We start from the raw sequence: 17,860 nt of genomic DNA on the forward strand, positions 1-17,860 counted from the left end.
TGGAAACCGACCATGACCAATTCCCACTACATCGCCGGCCGCTGGGTCGAAGGCCAAGGCAGCGACTGCATCAGCGTCAGCGACCCTGCTATCGGGCAACCGTTTGCCGAACTGATGGCTGCCAGCGTGGCCCAGGTCGACCAGGCCGTAGCCGCAGCGCGCAGCGCCCTGCCCGCCTGGAAAAGCACCAGCGCCAGCGAGCGTGCCGCCTTCCTGCGTGGTTTTGCCGAACAGCTCGGGCAACGCCGTGAAGCGCTGATCACCTTGCAGATGCGCAATAACGGCAAGCCACGTCACGAAGCCGAGATCGACCTGGACGACGCCATCGCCACCTTCGGCTACTACGCCGAGCTGGCAGACCAGTTGCCTACGAAGAATCGCGATGTGCCGCTGGCCGCCCCAGGTTTTACCGCACGTACCCGCCTGGAGCCGGTAGGTGTGGTCGGCCTGATCGTACCGTGGAACTTCCCGCTGGTGACCAGCGCCTGGAAACTCGCCCCAGCCTTGGCGGCCGGCTGCACTGTGGTACTCAAGCCGTCAGAGGTCACCCCGCTGATCGAGCAGGCCTACGGCCAGATCGCCGACATCCTGGGCCTGCCAGCAGGCGTGCTGAACATCGTCAACGGCAAGGCCGAGACCGGTGCCGCGCTGAGCAGTCACAACGGCCTGGACAAACTGTCGTTCACCGGCAGCAACAGCGTCGGCAGCCAGGTAATGCGCAGCGCGTCGGCACAGTGCCGGCCGGTGACGCTGGAGCTGGGTGGCAAGTCGGCGATTGTGGTGTTTGACGATTGCGATGTCGATCAGGCAGTAGAGTGGATTGTCGCCGGCATCAGCTGGAACGCCGGGCAGATGTGCTCGGCCACTTCGCGGCTGCTGGTACAGGACGGTATTGCCGATGCGCTGCTGCCACGCTTGCAGGCGGCGCTGGAAAACCTGCGGGTGGGCAACCCGTTGACCGAAGAGGTCGACATGGGCCCGCTGACCAGCCAGGCGCAGTGGCTGAAGGTGGCCAGCTACTTTGCCACCGCACGTGAAGAAGGTTTGCAGTGCCTGGCCGGTGGCAAGGCGCTCGACCGTGACGGCTGGTTCGTCAGCCCGACGCTGTATACCGATGTGCCGAAACACAGCCGCCTGTGGACCGAGGAAATCTTTGGCCCAGTGCTGTGCGCACGCCGGTTTGCCAGTGAAGAACAGGCGATTGCCGAGGCCAACGACAGCCGCTTCGGGCTGGTTGCAACCGTGTGCTCTGCCGACCTGGAGCGCGCCGAGCGCGTCGCCGACGCACTGGAGGTTGGCCATGTGTGGATCAACTCGATACAGGCGGTGTTCGTCGAAACCTCGTGGGGCGGTACCAAAGGCAGCGGGATCGGCCGCGAGCTGGGGCCTTGGGGGTTGTCGGCCTACCAATCGGTCAAGCATGTTACCCGGTGCCTCGGCTGATATCGCAAGGGGCCGCGTCGCGGCCCATTCGCGGGCACGCCCGCTCCCACAGGTAAGGCGCAATCTTCAAGGACAGCGACGTACCTGTGGGAGCGGGCGTGCCCGCGAAGAGGCCGGTACAGGTAGAACAAAACTCCGCCCCGCGTGACTTTCTCCTTCCCCCGCAAAGTCCCACTCCCTGGTACCCCCATAATCACAACACCAGGCCGGACCGCCCATGCATCCTCAACGCACCGCCTTGCACAACGAACTGCACGCCCGCCCGTCGCTGTACTTCGACGGCCCGGCGCATGTCTTCCACCTGGCCCTGCTCGGCGGTGATGCCGCGTGCGCTGCACTGCTGCAACGCTGCTGCCCGGATGCTCTGGACAGTGCAGCGGCCCAAGGCATCACCCGCCTGGACGGCCACCCGTTCAAGTGGGAACGGCACACCGAGTTCTTTACCCTGACACTGGTGGTGCCCTGCGCTGCCAGCGACACTGGATGGCAAACCCTGCCGCCTGTGCTGGCCGAGGCGATTGCCCCGCAAGCGGCGCAGGTAATCAATGCCGTGCAGGTGCTGGTACGTGACGAACAGGACCTGAACCTGGCGCATTACGGCTTCAAGGACCCGTGTGGCTCCTGCGTTGGCGGTGGCGATGCAGTGGTGTGGAGCGACTTCCGCCTGACCGAAGATGGCACCAGCCGTTTCCTGTTTATCAACCGCCGGCTCAATGCCTATCGCCAGGGCCGCATGATCCGCCGCCTGCTGGAGATCGAGACGTACCGCATGATGGCCTCGCTGACCCTGACCACGGCCAAGGCCTTGAGCCAGGAACTGGATGCCTTCGACAAGACGCTGGTCAGCCTCTCGGAGCGCAGTGCCGGGGTCGACGGCCATGACTCCAAAAGGCTGCTGGAGGCCATTGCCCACTTGTCACGCCAAGTGGTCAGCCACACGGTAAAAACCCGCCACCGCTTCGGCGCCACACAAGCCTATGCGCAACTGGTGTTCGAACGCCTGGGCGAGCTGCGGGAGAGCCATGTGGGCGACTGCCAGCGCCTGGGGGTGTTCATCGAACGTCGGTTCAAGCCGACTGTGCGCTATTGCGCGGCTACCGAGCAGCGGCTTGAGCAATTGGCGAAGAACGTGGCGAACCTGGGCGACCTGTTGCAGGCGCGGGTTCAGGTGGAGATGGAAGAACAGAACGCCGAAATCCTGCGCAGCCTCAATGCCCGGGCCGATGCCCAGGTGAAGATCCAGCGGGCAGTAGAGGGGCTATCGATCATTGCCATCACCTACTACCTGCTGAATTTGTTCAAGCTGCTGTATGGCGGGCTGAATGTGCTGGGGTTGGGGCTGACGGCGCGGGATGGACTGATGGCCATGGCGCCGCCAGTGCTGCTGGTGTTGTTGGTGATTCTGCTGCGGATCAAGCAGGCCAAGCAGCATTGAATGGGGGGCGCGTTGCGCCCCCCAGGCTTTACACCGCCTCGTCAGCCGGCCGCGTGCCCTCTTGCACCAGCACCATGCTCTGCGGCGAGGACAGGGGAATACCCTCATCACGCAGGCGCCCAAGAATGGTAAACAGCAGGTCGCTGCGGGTGCCCGATACCTGCCGCGGCCCCGCCACGTAACCACTGACGCCAATCACCATGCCACTGGCAGTCAGGTCCTTGAACGATACCGAAGTCGCTGGCGCATCCAGAATCGCCTCATGCTCGTGGTACGCCGCCAACAACAGCTCGCGTACCCGGTTGGCATCGGTCTCCAGCGGCAGGGTCAGGGTAATGCCGACCACACCCAGCGCATTGCCCATGGTCACGTTACGCACGTTCTGCGAAATGAACTGCGAATTGGGCACGATCACCGTCGAGCGGTCAGACATCTGGATCTCGGTGGCGCGCACATTGATGCGACGGATATCACCCTCCACGCCCGCCAGACTGACCCAGTCGCCCACCTTCACCGGGCGCTCGGTAAGCAGAATCAGGCCAGAGATGAAGTTCTGCACGATCTGCTGCAAGCCAAAACCGATACCTACCGACAGGGCACTGACCACCCAGGTCAGGCTGGTAAGGTTGATGCGCAGGGTCGACATCACCAGCATGGCCAGGAACAGGAAGCCCAGGTAACCCACCAGCGTCACCAGCGAGGCCCGCATGCCGGCGTCCATGTCGGTTTCCGGCAGCAAACGATCGCTCAGCCAGCGCTTGACCACGCGAATGGCGAACAAGCCACCGAAGAAAATCCCCAGCGCCAGCAGGATGTCCTGCGGCACGATGTTCAGGTTGCCAAGCAGCTTGCCACCGGTCCCATCCCAATCGCCCAGGCTCAGCAGCAGTTCGCTAGGGCTGGTGCCCGACGGCATCAGCGCCAGCAACAGTGCCAGGAACAGCACCACGGTGCGGCCGATACCGGCCAGGATGGTACTGGCCTGAGCCTGGTGGCGTGGCGCCAGGCCCAGGGTCGAGGCCAGCGCCAGGCCGCCGGGCTGGCGTGGCGACAGCAGGGTTTCGCACAGGTCGCCGAAGAAGGTGGTCAACAGGTAGGCACAGGTGACCACCAGGCTGACCCACAGCAGCTTGGCCGTAAGGAAGTAGGCCAGTGTCAGGTAGCCGGTCAGCAGCGCCAGTAAGATCAGCGCCAGCCATATGACCATCACGAACGGAATCAACCCGGCAAGGCCGGTGGGGCGTTCCAGCTCATGCTTACGCAGGGTACGGCGGTAACGCAGCAGCGCACCGGCGAAGATCAACGCCACCACCAACGCAGTCAGGCCATTGACTGCCACGGTCAGCGCCAGGCTGGCGCCGATCACGCTGTTGATGCGCTCCATGGTCATCATGCCCATCAGCGCCAATGCCAGCACTTTGGGGAACCAGCCCAACGCGCTGGCGACTTCGTCATGGATCGCCGGCAGCCGCCAGGATGGGCGCTGCAGCATCAGCATCGCGCGGCCAAGGCCGGTAATGAAGGCGCTGAATACGACCAGGGTGAGAATGTGGTTGGTGAGGCTGGCGATATCGGAGCCCAGCTCTGCACTGCTCTCCAGCCCCCAGCGCAGCAGCGATACAGAACCGGCAATGGTGCCCAGGGTTGCCAGGCTGACGCCCAAGGCCAAGGCGCTGCGGCGCAGGCGGCCCTCGGGCAACCAGCCGACCATGGCACTGGCCAGCAACCGCTCGAGCACGCGCCGCACCAAGGTCCAGACCAGAATCGCCGCCACCAGGCTGGTGATGAACAGCCAGCGGTTCTCGGCGCTGAAGGCACTGCCGATGGCATCGGTAGCTTCGCCGCGCAGGTCACGCAGGCGCGCCACGTCGTCCTGGGTGGGGCGGATGATGCTTTGCCAGAACGCCGGGGTCAGTGGCGAAGCCGCGCGGCTGGTGATTTGCGAGTTGAACTGGCTGCGGCGCAGGTTGACGATTTGCGTGGACAGGTCTCGGGCCGACTGGGTCAGCTTGGTGGCCTGGTCCTGCTGGGCCACCAGCGCCTTTTTCTCGGCCTCCAGGGCTTTGCGCTGCTGGGTCAGGGTGGCGGCTTCTTCCGGCTGGACCGGGCCGATGACCTTCAGCTTGTCGTCGAGCTTGCCTACGTCGGCGGTGCGCTGTGCACTCAATGCATCCGCCTGGCGCTGAACCTGCATCGCGGCCAGGCGTAACTGCGACAGCAGGTCGTCGTTGGCCTCGCTGGTGACGCCCTGGCGGATCAGGTCCAGCCGGTCACTCAGTTGTTCAATGCTGGCGTTTTCATCCAGCGCCGGCGCTTCGGCAGCTGCCAGGTTGGACAATGCCGTGGTCGGGGCCGACCAGGCCGGGCTGGCAATGGCCAGCATCAGGGCCAGCAGAACCATCAGGCCTGGGCAATAACGGGCAAGGCTGACACGCCTCATCGATGTTTCCTCTTTACAACTCGATTTGGCGGGGGATTCTACGCGGCTTCTGGCAATCAGGAGAGTGCCGTCTCTCGCTTGAGCAGTTGCTGTTTGCGCTCGACTCCCCAACGGTAACCACTGATGTCGCCGTCCCGGCGCACCACCCGATGGCAGGGAATGGCCACGGCGATGTGGTTGGCTGCACAGGCCATGGCCACCGCGCGCACGGCTTTGGGCGCACCGATGCGCTCGGCAATGTCGGTGTAGCTGACCCGGCTGCCTGCCGGCACCTCGCGCAGCGCCTGCCACACCCGCTCCTGAAACGCCGTACCTTGAACATCCAGCGGCAACGCCAGGCCCAGCGCCGGGGCCTCGACAAAGCCCACCACTTCGGCAACCAACTGTTCGTACGCGCTGTTACCACCGATCAGGCGGGCCTTGGGGAACTGGTCCTGCAGGTCGTGCAACAGGCCCTCGGGGTCGTCGCCCAGCAAAATCGCGCAGATGCCCTTCTCGCTCTGGGCCACCAGGATCGCGCCCAGCGAACACTGGCCGAGGGCGAAGTGGATGGTGGCACCTGCGCCGCCTGCACGGTACTGCCGGGGGCGCATGCCCAGGCGCTGGTCGGCGCTTTCGTAAAAGCGGCTGTTGGAGTTGTAGCCAGCGTCGTAGATGGCGTCGGTGACGGAGCGCTGGCCATCTTCCAGGTGTTCACGCAGGCGCCGGGCACGGAAGGCGGTGGCGTAAGCCTTGGGGGTGACCCCGGTTTCGGCCTTGAACAGCCGGTGCAGGTGGAAGGGGCTGACGGCCAGTTGCGCGCTGAGCTGGTCGAGGCTGGGCGCAGGATCGCTGGTTTCGATCAGGCGGCAGGCGCGGGTGACCAGTTGGCTGTGGCGGGTGGTGCTGGCCTTGCTGATACAACGTTTACAGGCACGGTAGCCCGCGGCTTCGGCAGCAGCGGGGGTGTCGTAGAACTCGACGTTTGTGCGCTTGGCCAGGCGTGACTTGCAGCTGGGGTGGCAGTAGACGCCAGTGGTGCGTACGGCGTAGACGAAGTGGCCTGAGGCCGTGGCGTCGCGGGACTCGACAGCTTGCCAGCGTTGGTCGGGGGTGAGGTACGGAGTCATGGGTTTAGCATCCAGTTAAGTTGTCGCCTGTACCGGCCTCTTCGCGGGTAAACCCGCTCCCACAAGTCCTCTGCAGGGTTCAAGCATCGTGCAGGCCATGTGGGACCCGCTCCCACAGGGACCGCACAAAGCTCGAGCCCTGCAGAGGACCTGTGGGAGCGGGCATGCCCGCGAAGAGGCCAGCACAGGCGATGCAAAAGCCTCAGGCCCGCCACAGGTACCAGGCCGCCACGGTTCGAAACGGCCGCCAGCCGCCGCCCAGGGAGCGCATCTGCGCCGGGGTCGGCGCCTTCTCCAGCCCCTTGAGCCGCCGATACCCCTCGCGCACGCCAAAATCGTCGACTGGCAGAATGTCCGAACGCTCCAGGCTATAGATCAGCAGCATCTCCACCGTCCATCGCCCTACCCCGCGCAAGGCCACCAAGCGTTCGATCAGTGCTTCGTCAGCCATGGCCAATGCCTCTTCCCGCGTCGGCACCAGGCCCTCCAGCCGGGCTTGGGCAATGCCTTGCACCGTGGTCATCTTGCTTGCCGAGAACCCACAGGCGCGCAGGGTTTCCGGGCTGGTGGCCAACAGCTGCTGAGGCGTCGGGAACGCAACCTGCGGGAACAACGCCAGTAACCGGCCAAGGATCGCTTCAGCAGCACGGGCATGCAGCTGCTGGTAGGCAATGGCACGTACCAACGCCTCGTAGGGCTCACGCCCCGGCGTGGCCTGGTGCAGGCAAGGCCCGGTTGCAGCGATGTGCCGCGACCAGTCCGGGTCGAGTGCTGCCAGGTACTCAGTGGCCTCGCAGTAGGCTTGGGGCGAAAGGTCGGCCAGAATCATGGCGCCTCCAACAGATTAAATGCAGGTCGAGCTTAGCCCAACCGTTCATCGGCTAAACGCCGGTTCTTGCGCAGCGAATTCCTGGCATACCATTGCCCTGCGCCGCTCTCCCCGCATAGAATTGAGAACTATTCACAATCGCACAGTTCACAGGACCGAGCCTTCGCTACGATGCAGATCACCGACACGCTCAAGCCGACCGAGGTCGCTCTGCTCTACCAGGCCCACCATAGCTGGCTTCGCGGTTGGTTGCGCAACCGGGTAGGTTGCAGCGAGCATGCCGCCGACCTGGCCCAGGATACCTTCGTGCGGCTGTTGCGGGCCCGTCAGGTGTCGCCGCTGAAAGAGCCCCGCGCCTACCTCAGCAGCATCGCCCGGGGCTTGATGATCGACCAGTTTCGCCGTCGCGCACTGGAAAACGCCTACCAGCAAAGCCTGGCCCACCTGCCCGAAGCCGAGGTCCCCAGCGAAGAGCACCGGCTGGTCATTCTCGATGCCCTGGACCGCCTCGACCGTGCCCTGCACCAGCTGAAGCCGCGTGTTCGCCAGGCATTTCTGCTGGCGCAACTGGACGGTTTGAGCATCGTGCAGATTGCCCAACAGCTGGAAGTGTCCCGGGCCACCATCGAGCGCGATTTGGCCAAAGCCTTGGGCGCCTGCTACCGGTTACGCTATGCCGATGCATGACAGCGCGCCAGCGCAGGCGCAGGTCGACCAGGCCATCGACTGGCTGGTGAAGCTGCGCTTCGACCGCCCCAGCCCGCGTACCGAGCAGCAATTCCAGCACTGGCTGGCCAGTCACCCGCATAACCCGCTGGCCTGGCAACGGGTCAGCCACCTTGGCGACGAACTGGCCGGGCTGCCCAAAGACCTGAGCCGGCGTACCCTGGACGGCAGCCAGCGACAGCGCAGCAGCCGCCGTGACCACCTCAAGCTACTGGCGGTGTTGGCCGTAGGCGGCAGCCTCGGCTGGGCCGCGCGCGAACCGTTGGGCCTGCCAGAACTGCTGGCCGACAGCAGCACCGCCACGGGTGAGCGGCGCCAGTGGCAAGTCAGCGATGGCAGCCATGTCCAGCTCAACACTGCCAGCGCCATCGACCTGCATTACAGCGCCGAGCAACGCCAGCTGGAACTGGTACGTGGCGAAGTCAGCCTGGACAGTAACCCCAATGATACCCGCCCGTTCCACATCGACACCCGCGTCGGATCCCTGGCTACCCTCAACGGCCAACTGCTGCTGCGCGAAAACGACCAGGGCCTGCTGCTGGCGGTGCGCCGTGGTGAAGTTACCCTGTTCCCCACTTCAGCCTCACCCCGGCAAGTGCAGCCGGGCGAAACCTTGCAGGTGGGTGCCAACGGCAGTATCCAGGCGGTAACGCTGCACAGCGACCCCTGGGGCTGGACCGACGGCGTGCTCAGCGTGCAGCAGATGCCACTGGCCGAGTTTGCCGCAGAGCTCGCCCGCTACCGCCCGGGCCTGTTGCGTTGCGCGCCTGAGGTGGCGAACCTGAAGGTGTCAGGCACCTACCAGTTGGCCGACACCGGTCAGATTCTGCAGTTGCTCACCCGCAGCTTGCCGGTGCGTGTCGACTACAGAACGCGCTATTGGGTGAGCATCGACGCAGCCTGAAAAGTACATCACTGCGCCACGGAGCGCAGCCGGCCCGCGCGTCGGTACGACTGCCGGGCAAAACATACGAACAAGCCAGCCATCAGCGCCAGCGCCATGGGCAAGCCATGCGGGGCCACATCCATCGCCGCGCCACTGACCAGCGGCCCGATCAGGCTACCCACCCCCCACAGCAAACCCACGCTGGCATTGGCAGTGACCAGGTCCTGGCCTTTGAAACGTTGCCCGATCAGCACCAGCGCCAGGGTATAGATGCCCCCGGCAACCGCTCCCAGTACCACCAGCAGCGGCCACAGCAGCCAGGTCATGTTCAGCAGCCACGGCAGGCCGATGCCAATCGACATCGCCACCAGCCCGCAGACCAGGTGCAGCCCGGTACGCTCGACCCGGTCGGCCAACCAGCCCAGCGGCAGCTGGAACAGCATGTCGCCGGCAAACACCATGGTCACCATCAACGCCGCCACACCCACGGCAAAGCCATGGCTGGTGGCGTACACCGGCAACAGCGACAGCACCACCGCATCGAAGAACGAGAAGAACAGCACCGCCACGCACAACGCCGGTGCCACGCGGAAGAACCCGGCCAGGCCAAAGCTCTTGTCGCCCTCTTCATGCTCGACATGGTCATTGGGTACAGTCAGCACGATGCACAGCAACGCCAGGCCATAGCACGCAGTGACCACACCGGTGATCCACGGGCTGTTCGCGCCCAGCACCGCGAGCATGGCCGGGCCCAGCACCTGGAAGCCGGTAAAGCTGGTGGCATAGAGGGCCATGATCTTGCCGCGGTTATGCTCAGGGCACAGCTCGTTGACCCACGACTCGCCGAGGATGATGGCGATGCCCATACCCAGCCCCAGCCCCAGGCGCAGCAGCGCCAGCAACCACAACGAGCCGAAAGCCGATTCGAGCAGTGCGATGCTGACCGTGCAAAGGCTAAAACTCAGCAGATAGATGGTGCGCCGGGTGAGGTGGCGGCAGCAGGCATCGACCAGAAATGCCGAAAGCATCATGCCCGCAGCGGGGATGGCCGAGATAATGCCGATTTCCAGGGTACTGGCCCCGGCTTCATGCAGCCGCAACGACACCAGCGGCAGGCTGGCCCCCAGGCTGAAGCCCACGACCGAAACGGCGAACAACAAGCCCGCCAGCAAACGCATGTTCATGTACCACTCCTTGCAAACCGAAAAGACGTGCAGACACAGGCGCGCACGCCGGGGCGGCGAGCGACGCAAAAGCGCAGATCAGTTCAGGCGAGGTGTGGTGAAAAGGTGAAGGCGAACAGCACGCTGCGGCGACGCTTGAGCACCGTGTCGCTCGGCCAGGCACGACGCATGGCCTGGAGGGCAGGCTGGCGGGCATTGGGCAGGGACTGGGTACGGCGCATTGCGTTGGCTACTTTGTGGGTGGTTGAAAAAGAGGCGGCACTCTAGGCCAACGGTGATCAGGTCGTCAATTGTCGGGGCTGCAAGGCAGCCCCGGCTTTATCAGCGCTTACCGGTACTCGGCAAGAACACCGCCAACAACCCGAACAGCGGCAGGAACGAGCACAGCCCATACACATACTCGATACCGCGCAGGTCGGCCACATACCCCAGCAGCGCCGCACCAATGCCGCCAAAGCCGAACATCAGCCCGAAGAAGATCCCGGCGATCATGCCCACGCTACCCGGCACCAGCTCTTGGGCATACACCACGATGGCGGAAAACGCCGAAGCCAGGATAAAACCGATCACCACGCTCAGCACGCTGGTCCAGAACAGGTCGGCATACGGCAGCGCCAAGGTGAATGGCGTGACACCCAGGATCGAGAACCAGATCACGGCTTTACGCCCGATGCGGTCACCGATCGGGCCGCCAAAGAACGTGCCCGCCGCCACCGCGCCCAGGAACAGGAACAGGTGCAACTGCGAACTGGCCACCGACACATCGAACTTCTCGATCAGGTAGAAGGTGAAGTAGCTGGTGAAGCTGGCCATGTAGAAGTACTTGGAGAACACCAGCAGGCCCAGCACGATCAGCGCCGCAATCACCCGATTGCGGGAAATGCCATGGGTGGCCTGCACCGCCTTGCGCGCCTTGGCCTGAGTCAGGTGTTCCTTGTACCAGCCGCGCAGCATCAGGGTTACACCGAGGAAGAACAGTGCGGCCAGGCCGAACCAGGCCACGTGGGTCTGGCCGAACGGAATGACGATGGCTGCGGCCAGCAGCGGGCCCAATGCGGAGCCGGTGTTGCCGCCAACCTGGAAGGTCGACTGGGCCAGGCCGAAGCGCCCGCCAGAAGCCAGGCGCGCAATACGCGAGGTTTCCGGGTGGAACGTCGACGAGCCAATCCCTACCAGCGCCGAGGCCAGCAGAATCATCGGGAAGCTGCCGACGAAGGCCAGCATCACGATGCCCACCAACGTGCACAAGGTGCCCATCGGCAACAGGTTTGGCGTTGGTCGGCGGTCAGTAAAAAAGCCGACCCAGGGTTGCAGCAGCGAAGCAGTGATCTGGAACGTCAGGGTAATCAGGCCGATCTGGGCAAAGCTCAGGTCGTAATTGGCCTTGAGCATCGGGTAGATCGCCGGTAGCACCGACTGGATCAGGTCGTTGATCAGGTGCGCCAGGGCGCAGAAACCGATGATACGCATTACCAGCGGCGTCGCTTGGCTCGCCGCTGCGCTGGTGGACGCCGTGGAGGCGCTACTGGTGGCCATGTGCCTGAATCTCCGTCCGCAGTTTGGGATCCGATTATCAAGAAACAAATAGATACATAGCTACCTTTTTTATCCCTCTGTCGCAACGTACTTGAAAATGGTTCTCAATATAATTAGCATCCTCTGCCTATATCCCTGTCATCGTTGGGCGAAACGGCCCCTATCGTGAGCAGACTGACCCCATGAGCCCGATGCCCGCCAAGCAGCTGCAGCCCGACCCACAGCAAGAAGCGCTGGAGTGGTTTTCGCTGATGCGCCAGCCCGGTTGCGATGAATCCCAGCGCCAGGCATTTGCAGCCTGGTGCCAGGTAACAGAGAACGCCCACGCCTACGCCGAGCTGGAGACGTTCTGGCAACAGCTGCAACCACCGCCCGCCCGCCCCCGCCCGCGGCATGTAACGGTGCGCCGCAGCCACCTGGGCAAATGGTTGGCGCTGGTGTTTCTGTTCGGGTTGGCCGCCGCAGCCTTCCTGTACTGGCCGCTGATGCAGCGCCTGGCCAGCGAGTTGCACACCGACGTGGGGGAACGCCGCAGCACACGCTTGGCGGATGGCACGACCCTGAACCTGGACAGCGCCAGCGCAATGAACGTCGACCTGCGCGGCCGCACTCGCCAGTTGCACCTGGTGCAGGGCCAGGTGTACCTGGAAGTCGTGCTCGACGGGCGGGCCATGGAAGTGGACGTCGGCAGCGCACGTATCCAGGTCTTCGGCACCCGCCTGCAGGTAGCTCGCCATGCCGATCATGATGAACTCGTGGTACTCAGTGGCAAGGCCATGGTCACCCAAGGTGGCGAGCAGCGTATGGTCTCGGCCGGTGAGCGGGTCACCTTCGATGACACACGCATCGACCCGGTACAGAAGGCTGACCTGAAAACCGCCGACAGCTGGCGCAACGGCCGCCTGAAAGCCACCGACATGCCATTGGGGCAGGTGCTGCAGCGCCTTGCCGGCTACCAGGGGCAGCGGGTGTGGATGATGGACGAACAAATGGCTCATCGGCGCGTCAGCGGTGATTTCAACCTCGACCAGCCTGGCGAAAGCCTGCAATCCCTGGCGGCGGCCCAGCATCTGCAGCTTCAGGGCGTACTCGGGCACTGGCTTGTGGTGCGCTGAAACCACGCCCGGCGGCTAAGTTTTTGAAAGCGTGCAAATTTTTTTTGAAATGAGTGTTGACAGAGGGTCCGTTCAAGAGAATAATGCGCGCCATTGGCTACATAGCTCAGTTGGTTAGAGCATAGCATTCATAATGCTGGGGTCCGGGGTTCAAGTCCCTGTGTAGCCACCAAACAAGACGAAGGGCTTACCGCAAGGTAAGCCCTTTTTCTTTGCCTGCGAAAAACCTCAGACGTTTCACTCAGCCCCCACAAGGACCGAGTGAAACCCAGGACTTCAGAATTCCAGCTTGGAACTCAGCATGAAGTTACGCGGCTCGCCATAAGAGGCACTGTTGAAGTTGTCGTCGAACGAGCTGAAGTACTTTTCATCGAACAGGTTGTTCACGGTCACGGTCGCCGACCACTGCCGAGTGAACTGGTAGCGGGCCATCAGGCCAGCAGTGGCATAGTCCCCCTGCTTGATCTTCACCGGGTTACTGACCTGCCAGGGAGTCGCGGTAAAATGCATGCCGCTCTGCCAGTTCACACCACCGCCTACGGTCAGCCGCTCCAGTTCACCCGTCAGCTGATACGTAGTCCAGAGCTTGAACATGTCCATAGGGATAGTGGTCTTGACCCGCTCGCCGTCGTTGTCCTTGACCCTGGAGTGGGTATAACTGGCTGCCAGGTTCCAGCCCGTCGCCAGTTCTCCGCTCACCTCCATGTCGATACCACGGGTGGTGGTCTTTTCCGCGCGATAGGCCGTGATCAGCCCATCACTGCCCGCCACGGTGCCATCGGCCACGGCATCGTTGTCCAGCTTGACCTCGTACACCGCGACAGCGGTATTCAGGCGGCCGCCGAAGTATTCGCTCTTCAGGCCGATCTCGTAGTTGTCCCCTTCGCGCGGCTCAAGCAGCTTGCCTGCCTGATTTCGATAGGGCTGCGGCTTGAAGATGCTGGTGTAGCTGGCATAGACCGAGTGCACGTCGTTCAGGTCGTAGACCACGCCAGCATAAGGTGTCACTTCACCGGTGACCTTGACTGAGTCGTCGGTGTCGTAAGGCTGCAGGCTGGCAACGTGATAATGGAACAGGGCGTCGTACTGGTAATTGCTGACCCGCGCACCCAGGATCACCGACAGGTCATCCGTCGGTTTGAGACGCGTCGCCAGGTAAGCCCCGGTCTGGCGCTGATCGATGTCATCGTCTTCACGGTTGAAGTTATAGGACGGCGTCGGGCCGTGGTTGTCCCAGGCCCAGATGTTCACCGGCACGCCGCTGACACCATTGTTGCTGCTGCCATTGGCCAGCAGGTTGCCAAAGCCGTTACGACGGTTCTCATAGCTCTGGTAATTGAAGCCCATCAGCAGCTCGTGCTCACGCCCCAGCAACTGGAACGGGCCACTGAGCATCACATCGATACCGCGCTGCTTCTGGGTGTTGTCACCCTTGGTGGCGGTATAACGCAAACCCTCACCTGTAGCCGGGTTGACCACGCCAGTGGTGGTGCCAACAATCACCGAATCGTAGTCGCGAGTGCCATACAGGTAATTGGCAGAGAGCTTGAGTGCCCAGCCCTCGCCCAGGCGATGCTCAAGCGAGGCGAATGTATTGACCGACTCTTGATGGTTGCTGCTATCGCGGCTGGCACCGTTGTATGAGCGCGGCATACGGTATTGGAAACCGCGCCCCGAGCCATCGGTGGCCACCGCCGGAAGGCCTGTGGTGGAAAAACCACGCGGGTCGCTGTCCAGATACTCCACGCCCAGGGTGAACAGGGTATCCGGGGACAAGTCCATCTCGCTGACGCCATACACGATGGTTTTTTGCTGCTGCAGGTGGTCGGTGAAGCTGTTGCCCTGCTGGTACGCCGCCACCGCACGACCGCGCACCGCACCGTTGTCGGTCAGTGGGCCGGAAACATCCACTTCGGTGCGGTACAGGTCCCATGAACCGAGCCCGCCACTGATGTAGCCCTGGAAATGCTCCGTGGGCTTCTTGCGCACAAGGTTTACCGTGCCGGACGGGTCGCCCGCCCCCGTCAACAAACCGGTAGCGCCCCGCACCACTTCGACCCGGTCGTAGATGGCCATGTCCGAAAGCGCCTGGGGCAGCGCCTGGCTGAACGCGAACGTGGTGGTGGGCATGCCGTCGTACTGGTAGTTGTCGATCGCCAGCCCCCGGGAGAACACGTACAGGCGATCACTGCCCGGGCTCTGCACATTGATCCCGGGCGTTTGTTCGAGCACCTGTCCGATGCTACGCAAGTTCTGATCCTCCATCCGCTGGCGGGTCATTACGCTGACTGACTGCGGCGTCTCGCGCAGGCTCAGGTTGAGCTTGGTGGCGGCGTTGCTGATACCGGTGGTGTAGGAGCCGCTGCCTTCGGTAATGCTGCCCGGCATCTGGCTGTTGATGGTGGTCGCCCCTAACTCCAGCGCCTGCTCATTGGCTGGCACGTTGACCAGTACAAAACCATCGGCACTCCCCTGCGCTTGCAGCGCCTGCCCGCCTAGCAGCACGGCAAACCCTTCCTGCACGCCGTAGCTACCCTGCACCCCCGCGCTTCGCCGCCCATCTACCTGGCTGGCATCGAACGAAATCGCCACGCCGGCCTGACGGGCAAAGCTGCTGAGTACATCACCCAACGTGCCCGCCGGGATGTCATAGCGTTGCACCTGCTGCTGGGCGACCGCAACCGGAGCCAGCAGCAGTGGCAGGCTGCCCAGCCCCAGGTGAATACCCAATGCCAGCGCATTGCGAGGCGTGAAAGGGATGCGCGCGCGCAAGTTCGAAAGCATGTTCCCGATACTCCGTTATGTTGGCTTACGACAAGGACGCACGGAAATCGAGAACTGGAAGCAGGTGGGAATATTTTTTATCTGGTTTCGGGCGCCGACAGGGAGCGCACCCGCGTGATCCAGGGCGTGTAGTGGTCGATTTCCAGCGCAAGGCTGCGCGCCAGCAGGCGCAATGCGCGCTCGCTGTCGTCGGCTGGCAATACCGCGGTCACGCGGATGTTTGCCAAGGCTTTGCGATCGAACAGCAGATAGCCCGGATGGTTGCGGCTCAATTGCTCAAGCACTTCGATCAGCGGGCGCTCACGCACTACCAACTGGCGCTGCGCCCAAGCCTGCTCCACCCCCCTGCCGTCGATGGCTTGCTCTTCGCCCGGCCCGCTGGCATCGAAATGCAGTTGGTGACCTGCCGTTACCACCCGGCGCTGGCCATGGCTATCGACCTCGGTACTGGACTCGATCATCGCCAGGCGCGAGCCGTCGCCCAGCTGCTCCACCACAAAACGCGTACCCAGCGCCCGCACGCTGCCATGCTCGGTCACCACCTTGAATGGGCGCGTGGCATCTTTGGCCACATCCACCAGGATTTCCCCGCGCAGCAGATGCACCGTGCGCGTGCGGCCATCGAAGTCCAGATTCACGGCAGAGCCGCCTTCCAGCCTGAGCAGGCTGCCATCCGGCAGCTGCCGCGTAGCCCATTCACCGCTGCCGGTACGGATGTCGGCCAACAAGTAACCCGGCCCCTGCTGCACGAACAGCCCTAGCGGCAAGGCCAGCACTGCGGCCAAAGCGAGCGCTTTCAGGCCCTGGGCCGAACGCCGCTGCTGCTTGAACGCCAGCAGTGCACTGCGCGCTGGCGCCTGCTTTAGCACCTGCAAGGGGGCAAGGGTTTCCTGCATGCGCTGGAAGGCTTCGAGGTGTTCGCTGTCCAGAGCCAACCAGACGCGGAAGGCCTCACGGTCGCGGCCGCTGGGCTGATCGTCCAGGCGCACCAGCCATTCGGCAGCTTCGTGAAGAATTTCCGGGCTCACAGGCAGGCCTCTGCTGCCGCGTGGCATGCCAGAAGCGCCTGCACCAGGTAACCTTGCACACTCTTGGTGGACACCTGCAGGCGCTCGGCGATTTCGCTATGGCTCAGGCCTTCAAGATGGCGTAGCACAAACGCCTGGCGTACTCGCGGTTGCATGCGCGACAGGGCCCGGTCGATCTGTTCCAGCGCTTGTATTGCAGCGTGAATCTGCTCGGGTGAAGGCGCTTGCTCCATTTGCTCTGCATGCAGTGCCAACGCCTCCCGATAGGCCTGCTCCAGCTTGTGCCGACGGCCACGGTCGATCAGCAGGCGCCGCGCCACAGTTGCCAGCAGAGCCCGTGGCTCACGGGGGGCAACATAACTGCCGGCAGTGAGCAAACGGACAAAGGTATCCTGGGCCATGTCGGCCGCATGCTGAGGGCAGTTCAGGCGCTGACGCAACCACACCAGCAACCAACTGTGATAGCCCTTGTACAAGGCATCCAGACTGTCGGCGGCGGCGGTTGGGGTAGGTTTCATCGCGAGGCTTCGCAAATGGGAATGATTCTATTCTAAATGGCCACCACCCCAACATGCAATCGCCCCTTCAACGTATTCCGGTCACCGCCACTGCCAGACCAAGGCCGATCAGCGCCAGCCCAATGGCTCGGTCCACCAGCGCTTGCCGGTCGATCATCGCCTTGCGCAACGCAGTGCTGGAGAAAAACACCGCCACCAGGCTGAACCACGCCCAATGGGCAAGGGACATGAACGCGCCGTAGGCGAAGTCCAGCCCCAGCGGGCTACCCGGCTGCACCACCTGGGTGAACGCGCTGATGACAAACAGCATGGTCTTGGGGTTGAGGGCATTGGTCAGAAAACCGGTACGCAGGGCTTGCAGCAGGCCGGCAGTGGACGGGCCAATCCCTTCAAGGCTAATGCGCCGGGTGTTGGTCAATGACTTGTAGCCCAGGTAGATCAGGTAACCCGCACCCAACACTTTCATTGAGAGGAACAGCGCCGGGCTCTTGCTGATGATTACGGCAATCCCCAGCACCGTGTACAGCACGTGCACCTGCACCCCCAACGCGATACCCAACGCGGCGGCCAGCCCGGCCTTGCGGCCCTGTGCATAACTGCTGCGGGTAACCATGGCGAAGTCGGCACCTGGGCTGATGACGGCGAGCAAGGTGAACAGGGCGACGGCGATGAGTTCGGTCATGCTGATGGCTCTCGATAGGCGATGGAAATGCACAGACCTGGGGATTATCGAGCGCTTATGGATAGGGAAAAATCGATTTATAGTGAGGCATATCTGATAGTTTTTCTCACAGAGGTATAGCGCCTCTGCTGGCCTCTTCGCGGGC

General features: G+C 63.2%; 15 protein-coding genes and 1 tRNA gene. 6 read left to right on the forward strand and 10 right to left on the reverse strand.

The window, feature by feature from the left end; all coding sequences use genetic code 11:
- Positions 1-12 precede the first annotated feature (12 nt).
- Complete coding sequence (locus P0Y58_26190) at positions 13-1,443, forward strand: aldehyde dehydrogenase family protein (protein WEK30340.1); 1,431 nt, start codon at positions 13-15, stop codon at positions 1,441-1,443.
- A gap of 217 nt (positions 1,444-1,660) precedes the next feature.
- Entirely contained in the window at positions 1,661-2,878 is a 1,218-nt protein-coding gene (locus P0Y58_26195) for a DUF3422 domain-containing protein (protein WEK30341.1), read from the forward strand.
- Between the two features lie 28 nt (positions 2,879-2,906).
- Here the strand turns inward: P0Y58_26195 and P0Y58_26200 are convergent, their stop codons facing one another.
- The 3 genes from P0Y58_26200 to P0Y58_26210 form a co-directional block, all read right to left on the reverse strand.
- Positions 2,907-5,318, reverse strand: coding sequence for a DUF3772 domain-containing protein (locus P0Y58_26200; protein WEK30342.1), 2,412 nt, complete (start codon positions 5,316-5,318; stop codon positions 2,907-2,909).
- 56 nt (positions 5,319-5,374) lie between these two features.
- On the reverse strand, positions 5,375-6,427 hold the full coding sequence (gene ada, locus P0Y58_26205) for a bifunctional DNA-binding transcriptional regulator/O6-methylguanine-DNA methyltransferase Ada (GenBank protein WEK30343.1): 1,053 nt from the start codon (positions 6,425-6,427) through the stop codon (positions 5,375-5,377).
- Positions 6,428-6,629: 202 nt separating this feature from the next.
- Positions 6,630-7,256, reverse strand: coding sequence for a DNA-3-methyladenine glycosylase (locus tag P0Y58_26210; GenBank protein ID WEK30344.1), 627 nt, complete (start codon positions 7,254-7,256; stop codon positions 6,630-6,632).
- A 171-nt stretch (positions 7,257-7,427) separates the two neighbouring features.
- Here P0Y58_26210 and P0Y58_26215 point away from each other — a divergent pair, with 171 nt between their 5' ends.
- Together P0Y58_26215 and P0Y58_26220 are read left to right on the forward strand one after the other, a co-directional pair.
- Positions 7,428-7,943: a sigma-70 family RNA polymerase sigma factor gene (locus tag P0Y58_26215; GenBank protein WEK30345.1), complete on the forward strand. Its 516-nt coding sequence runs from the start codon at positions 7,428-7,430 to the stop codon at positions 7,941-7,943.
- Positions 7,930-8,886 (forward strand): FecR domain-containing protein, encoded by a 957-nt coding sequence (locus tag P0Y58_26220; protein WEK30346.1) that lies wholly within the window; start codon positions 7,930-7,932, stop codon positions 8,884-8,886. Before P0Y58_26215 ends, P0Y58_26220 begins: the two co-directional genes overlap by 14 nt.
- Positions 8,887-8,894: 8 nt before the next feature.
- Here P0Y58_26220 and P0Y58_26225 read toward each other — a convergent pair whose 3' ends face one another.
- From P0Y58_26225 to P0Y58_26235, 3 genes are all read right to left on the reverse strand, one after another.
- The gene (locus tag P0Y58_26225) at positions 8,895-10,052 is read right to left on the reverse strand and encodes an MFS transporter (GenBank protein ID WEK30347.1); all 1,158 of its coding nucleotides are present in this window, start codon (positions 10,050-10,052) and stop codon (positions 8,895-8,897) included.
- Between the two features lie 83 nt (positions 10,053-10,135).
- Positions 10,136-10,273: a hypothetical protein gene (locus P0Y58_26230; protein WEK30348.1), complete on the reverse strand. Its 138-nt coding sequence runs from the start codon at positions 10,271-10,273 to the stop codon at positions 10,136-10,138.
- A gap of 100 nt (positions 10,274-10,373) precedes the next feature.
- Entirely contained in the window at positions 10,374-11,588 is a 1,215-nt protein-coding gene (locus tag P0Y58_26235) for an MFS transporter (GenBank protein ID WEK30349.1), read from the reverse strand.
- 191 nt (positions 11,589-11,779) lie between these two features.
- Here P0Y58_26235 and P0Y58_26240 point away from each other — a divergent pair, with 191 nt between their 5' ends.
- Both P0Y58_26240 and P0Y58_26245 read left to right on the forward strand, forming a co-directional pair.
- Positions 11,780-12,703 (forward strand): FecR domain-containing protein, encoded by a 924-nt coding sequence (locus tag P0Y58_26240; protein ID WEK33400.1) that lies wholly within the window; start codon positions 11,780-11,782, stop codon positions 12,701-12,703.
- Between the two features lie 95 nt (positions 12,704-12,798).
- A tRNA-Met gene (locus P0Y58_26245) sits at positions 12,799-12,875 on the forward strand.
- 104 nt (positions 12,876-12,979) lie between these two features.
- Here P0Y58_26245 and P0Y58_26250 read toward each other — a convergent pair.
- From P0Y58_26250 to P0Y58_26265, 4 genes are all read right to left on the reverse strand, one after another.
- A complete protein-coding gene (locus P0Y58_26250) occupies positions 12,980-15,487 on the reverse strand; it encodes a TonB-dependent siderophore receptor (GenBank protein ID WEK30350.1) in 2,508 nt (835 codons plus the stop codon).
- Positions 15,488-15,564: 77 nt separating this feature from the next.
- Positions 15,565-16,542: a FecR domain-containing protein gene (locus P0Y58_26255; protein ID WEK30351.1), complete on the reverse strand. Its 978-nt coding sequence runs from the start codon at positions 16,540-16,542 to the stop codon at positions 15,565-15,567.
- Complete coding sequence (locus P0Y58_26260) at positions 16,512-17,033, reverse strand: sigma-70 family RNA polymerase sigma factor (GenBank protein WEK30352.1); 522 nt, start codon at positions 17,031-17,033, stop codon at positions 16,512-16,514. The genes P0Y58_26255 and P0Y58_26260 overlap by 31 nt, the downstream gene beginning before the upstream one ends.
- A 67-nt stretch (positions 17,034-17,100) precedes the next feature.
- Complete coding sequence (locus tag P0Y58_26265; GenBank protein WEK30353.1) at positions 17,101-17,715, reverse strand: LysE family transporter; 615 nt, start codon at positions 17,713-17,715, stop codon at positions 17,101-17,103.
- Between the last annotated feature and the right edge of the window lie 145 nt (positions 17,716-17,860).

It is taken from the genome of Candidatus Pseudomonas phytovorans, from assembly GCA_029202525.1.
In the GTDB taxonomy this organism is placed as follows: domain Bacteria; phylum Pseudomonadota; class Gammaproteobacteria; order Pseudomonadales; family Pseudomonadaceae; genus Aquipseudomonas; species Aquipseudomonas phytovorans.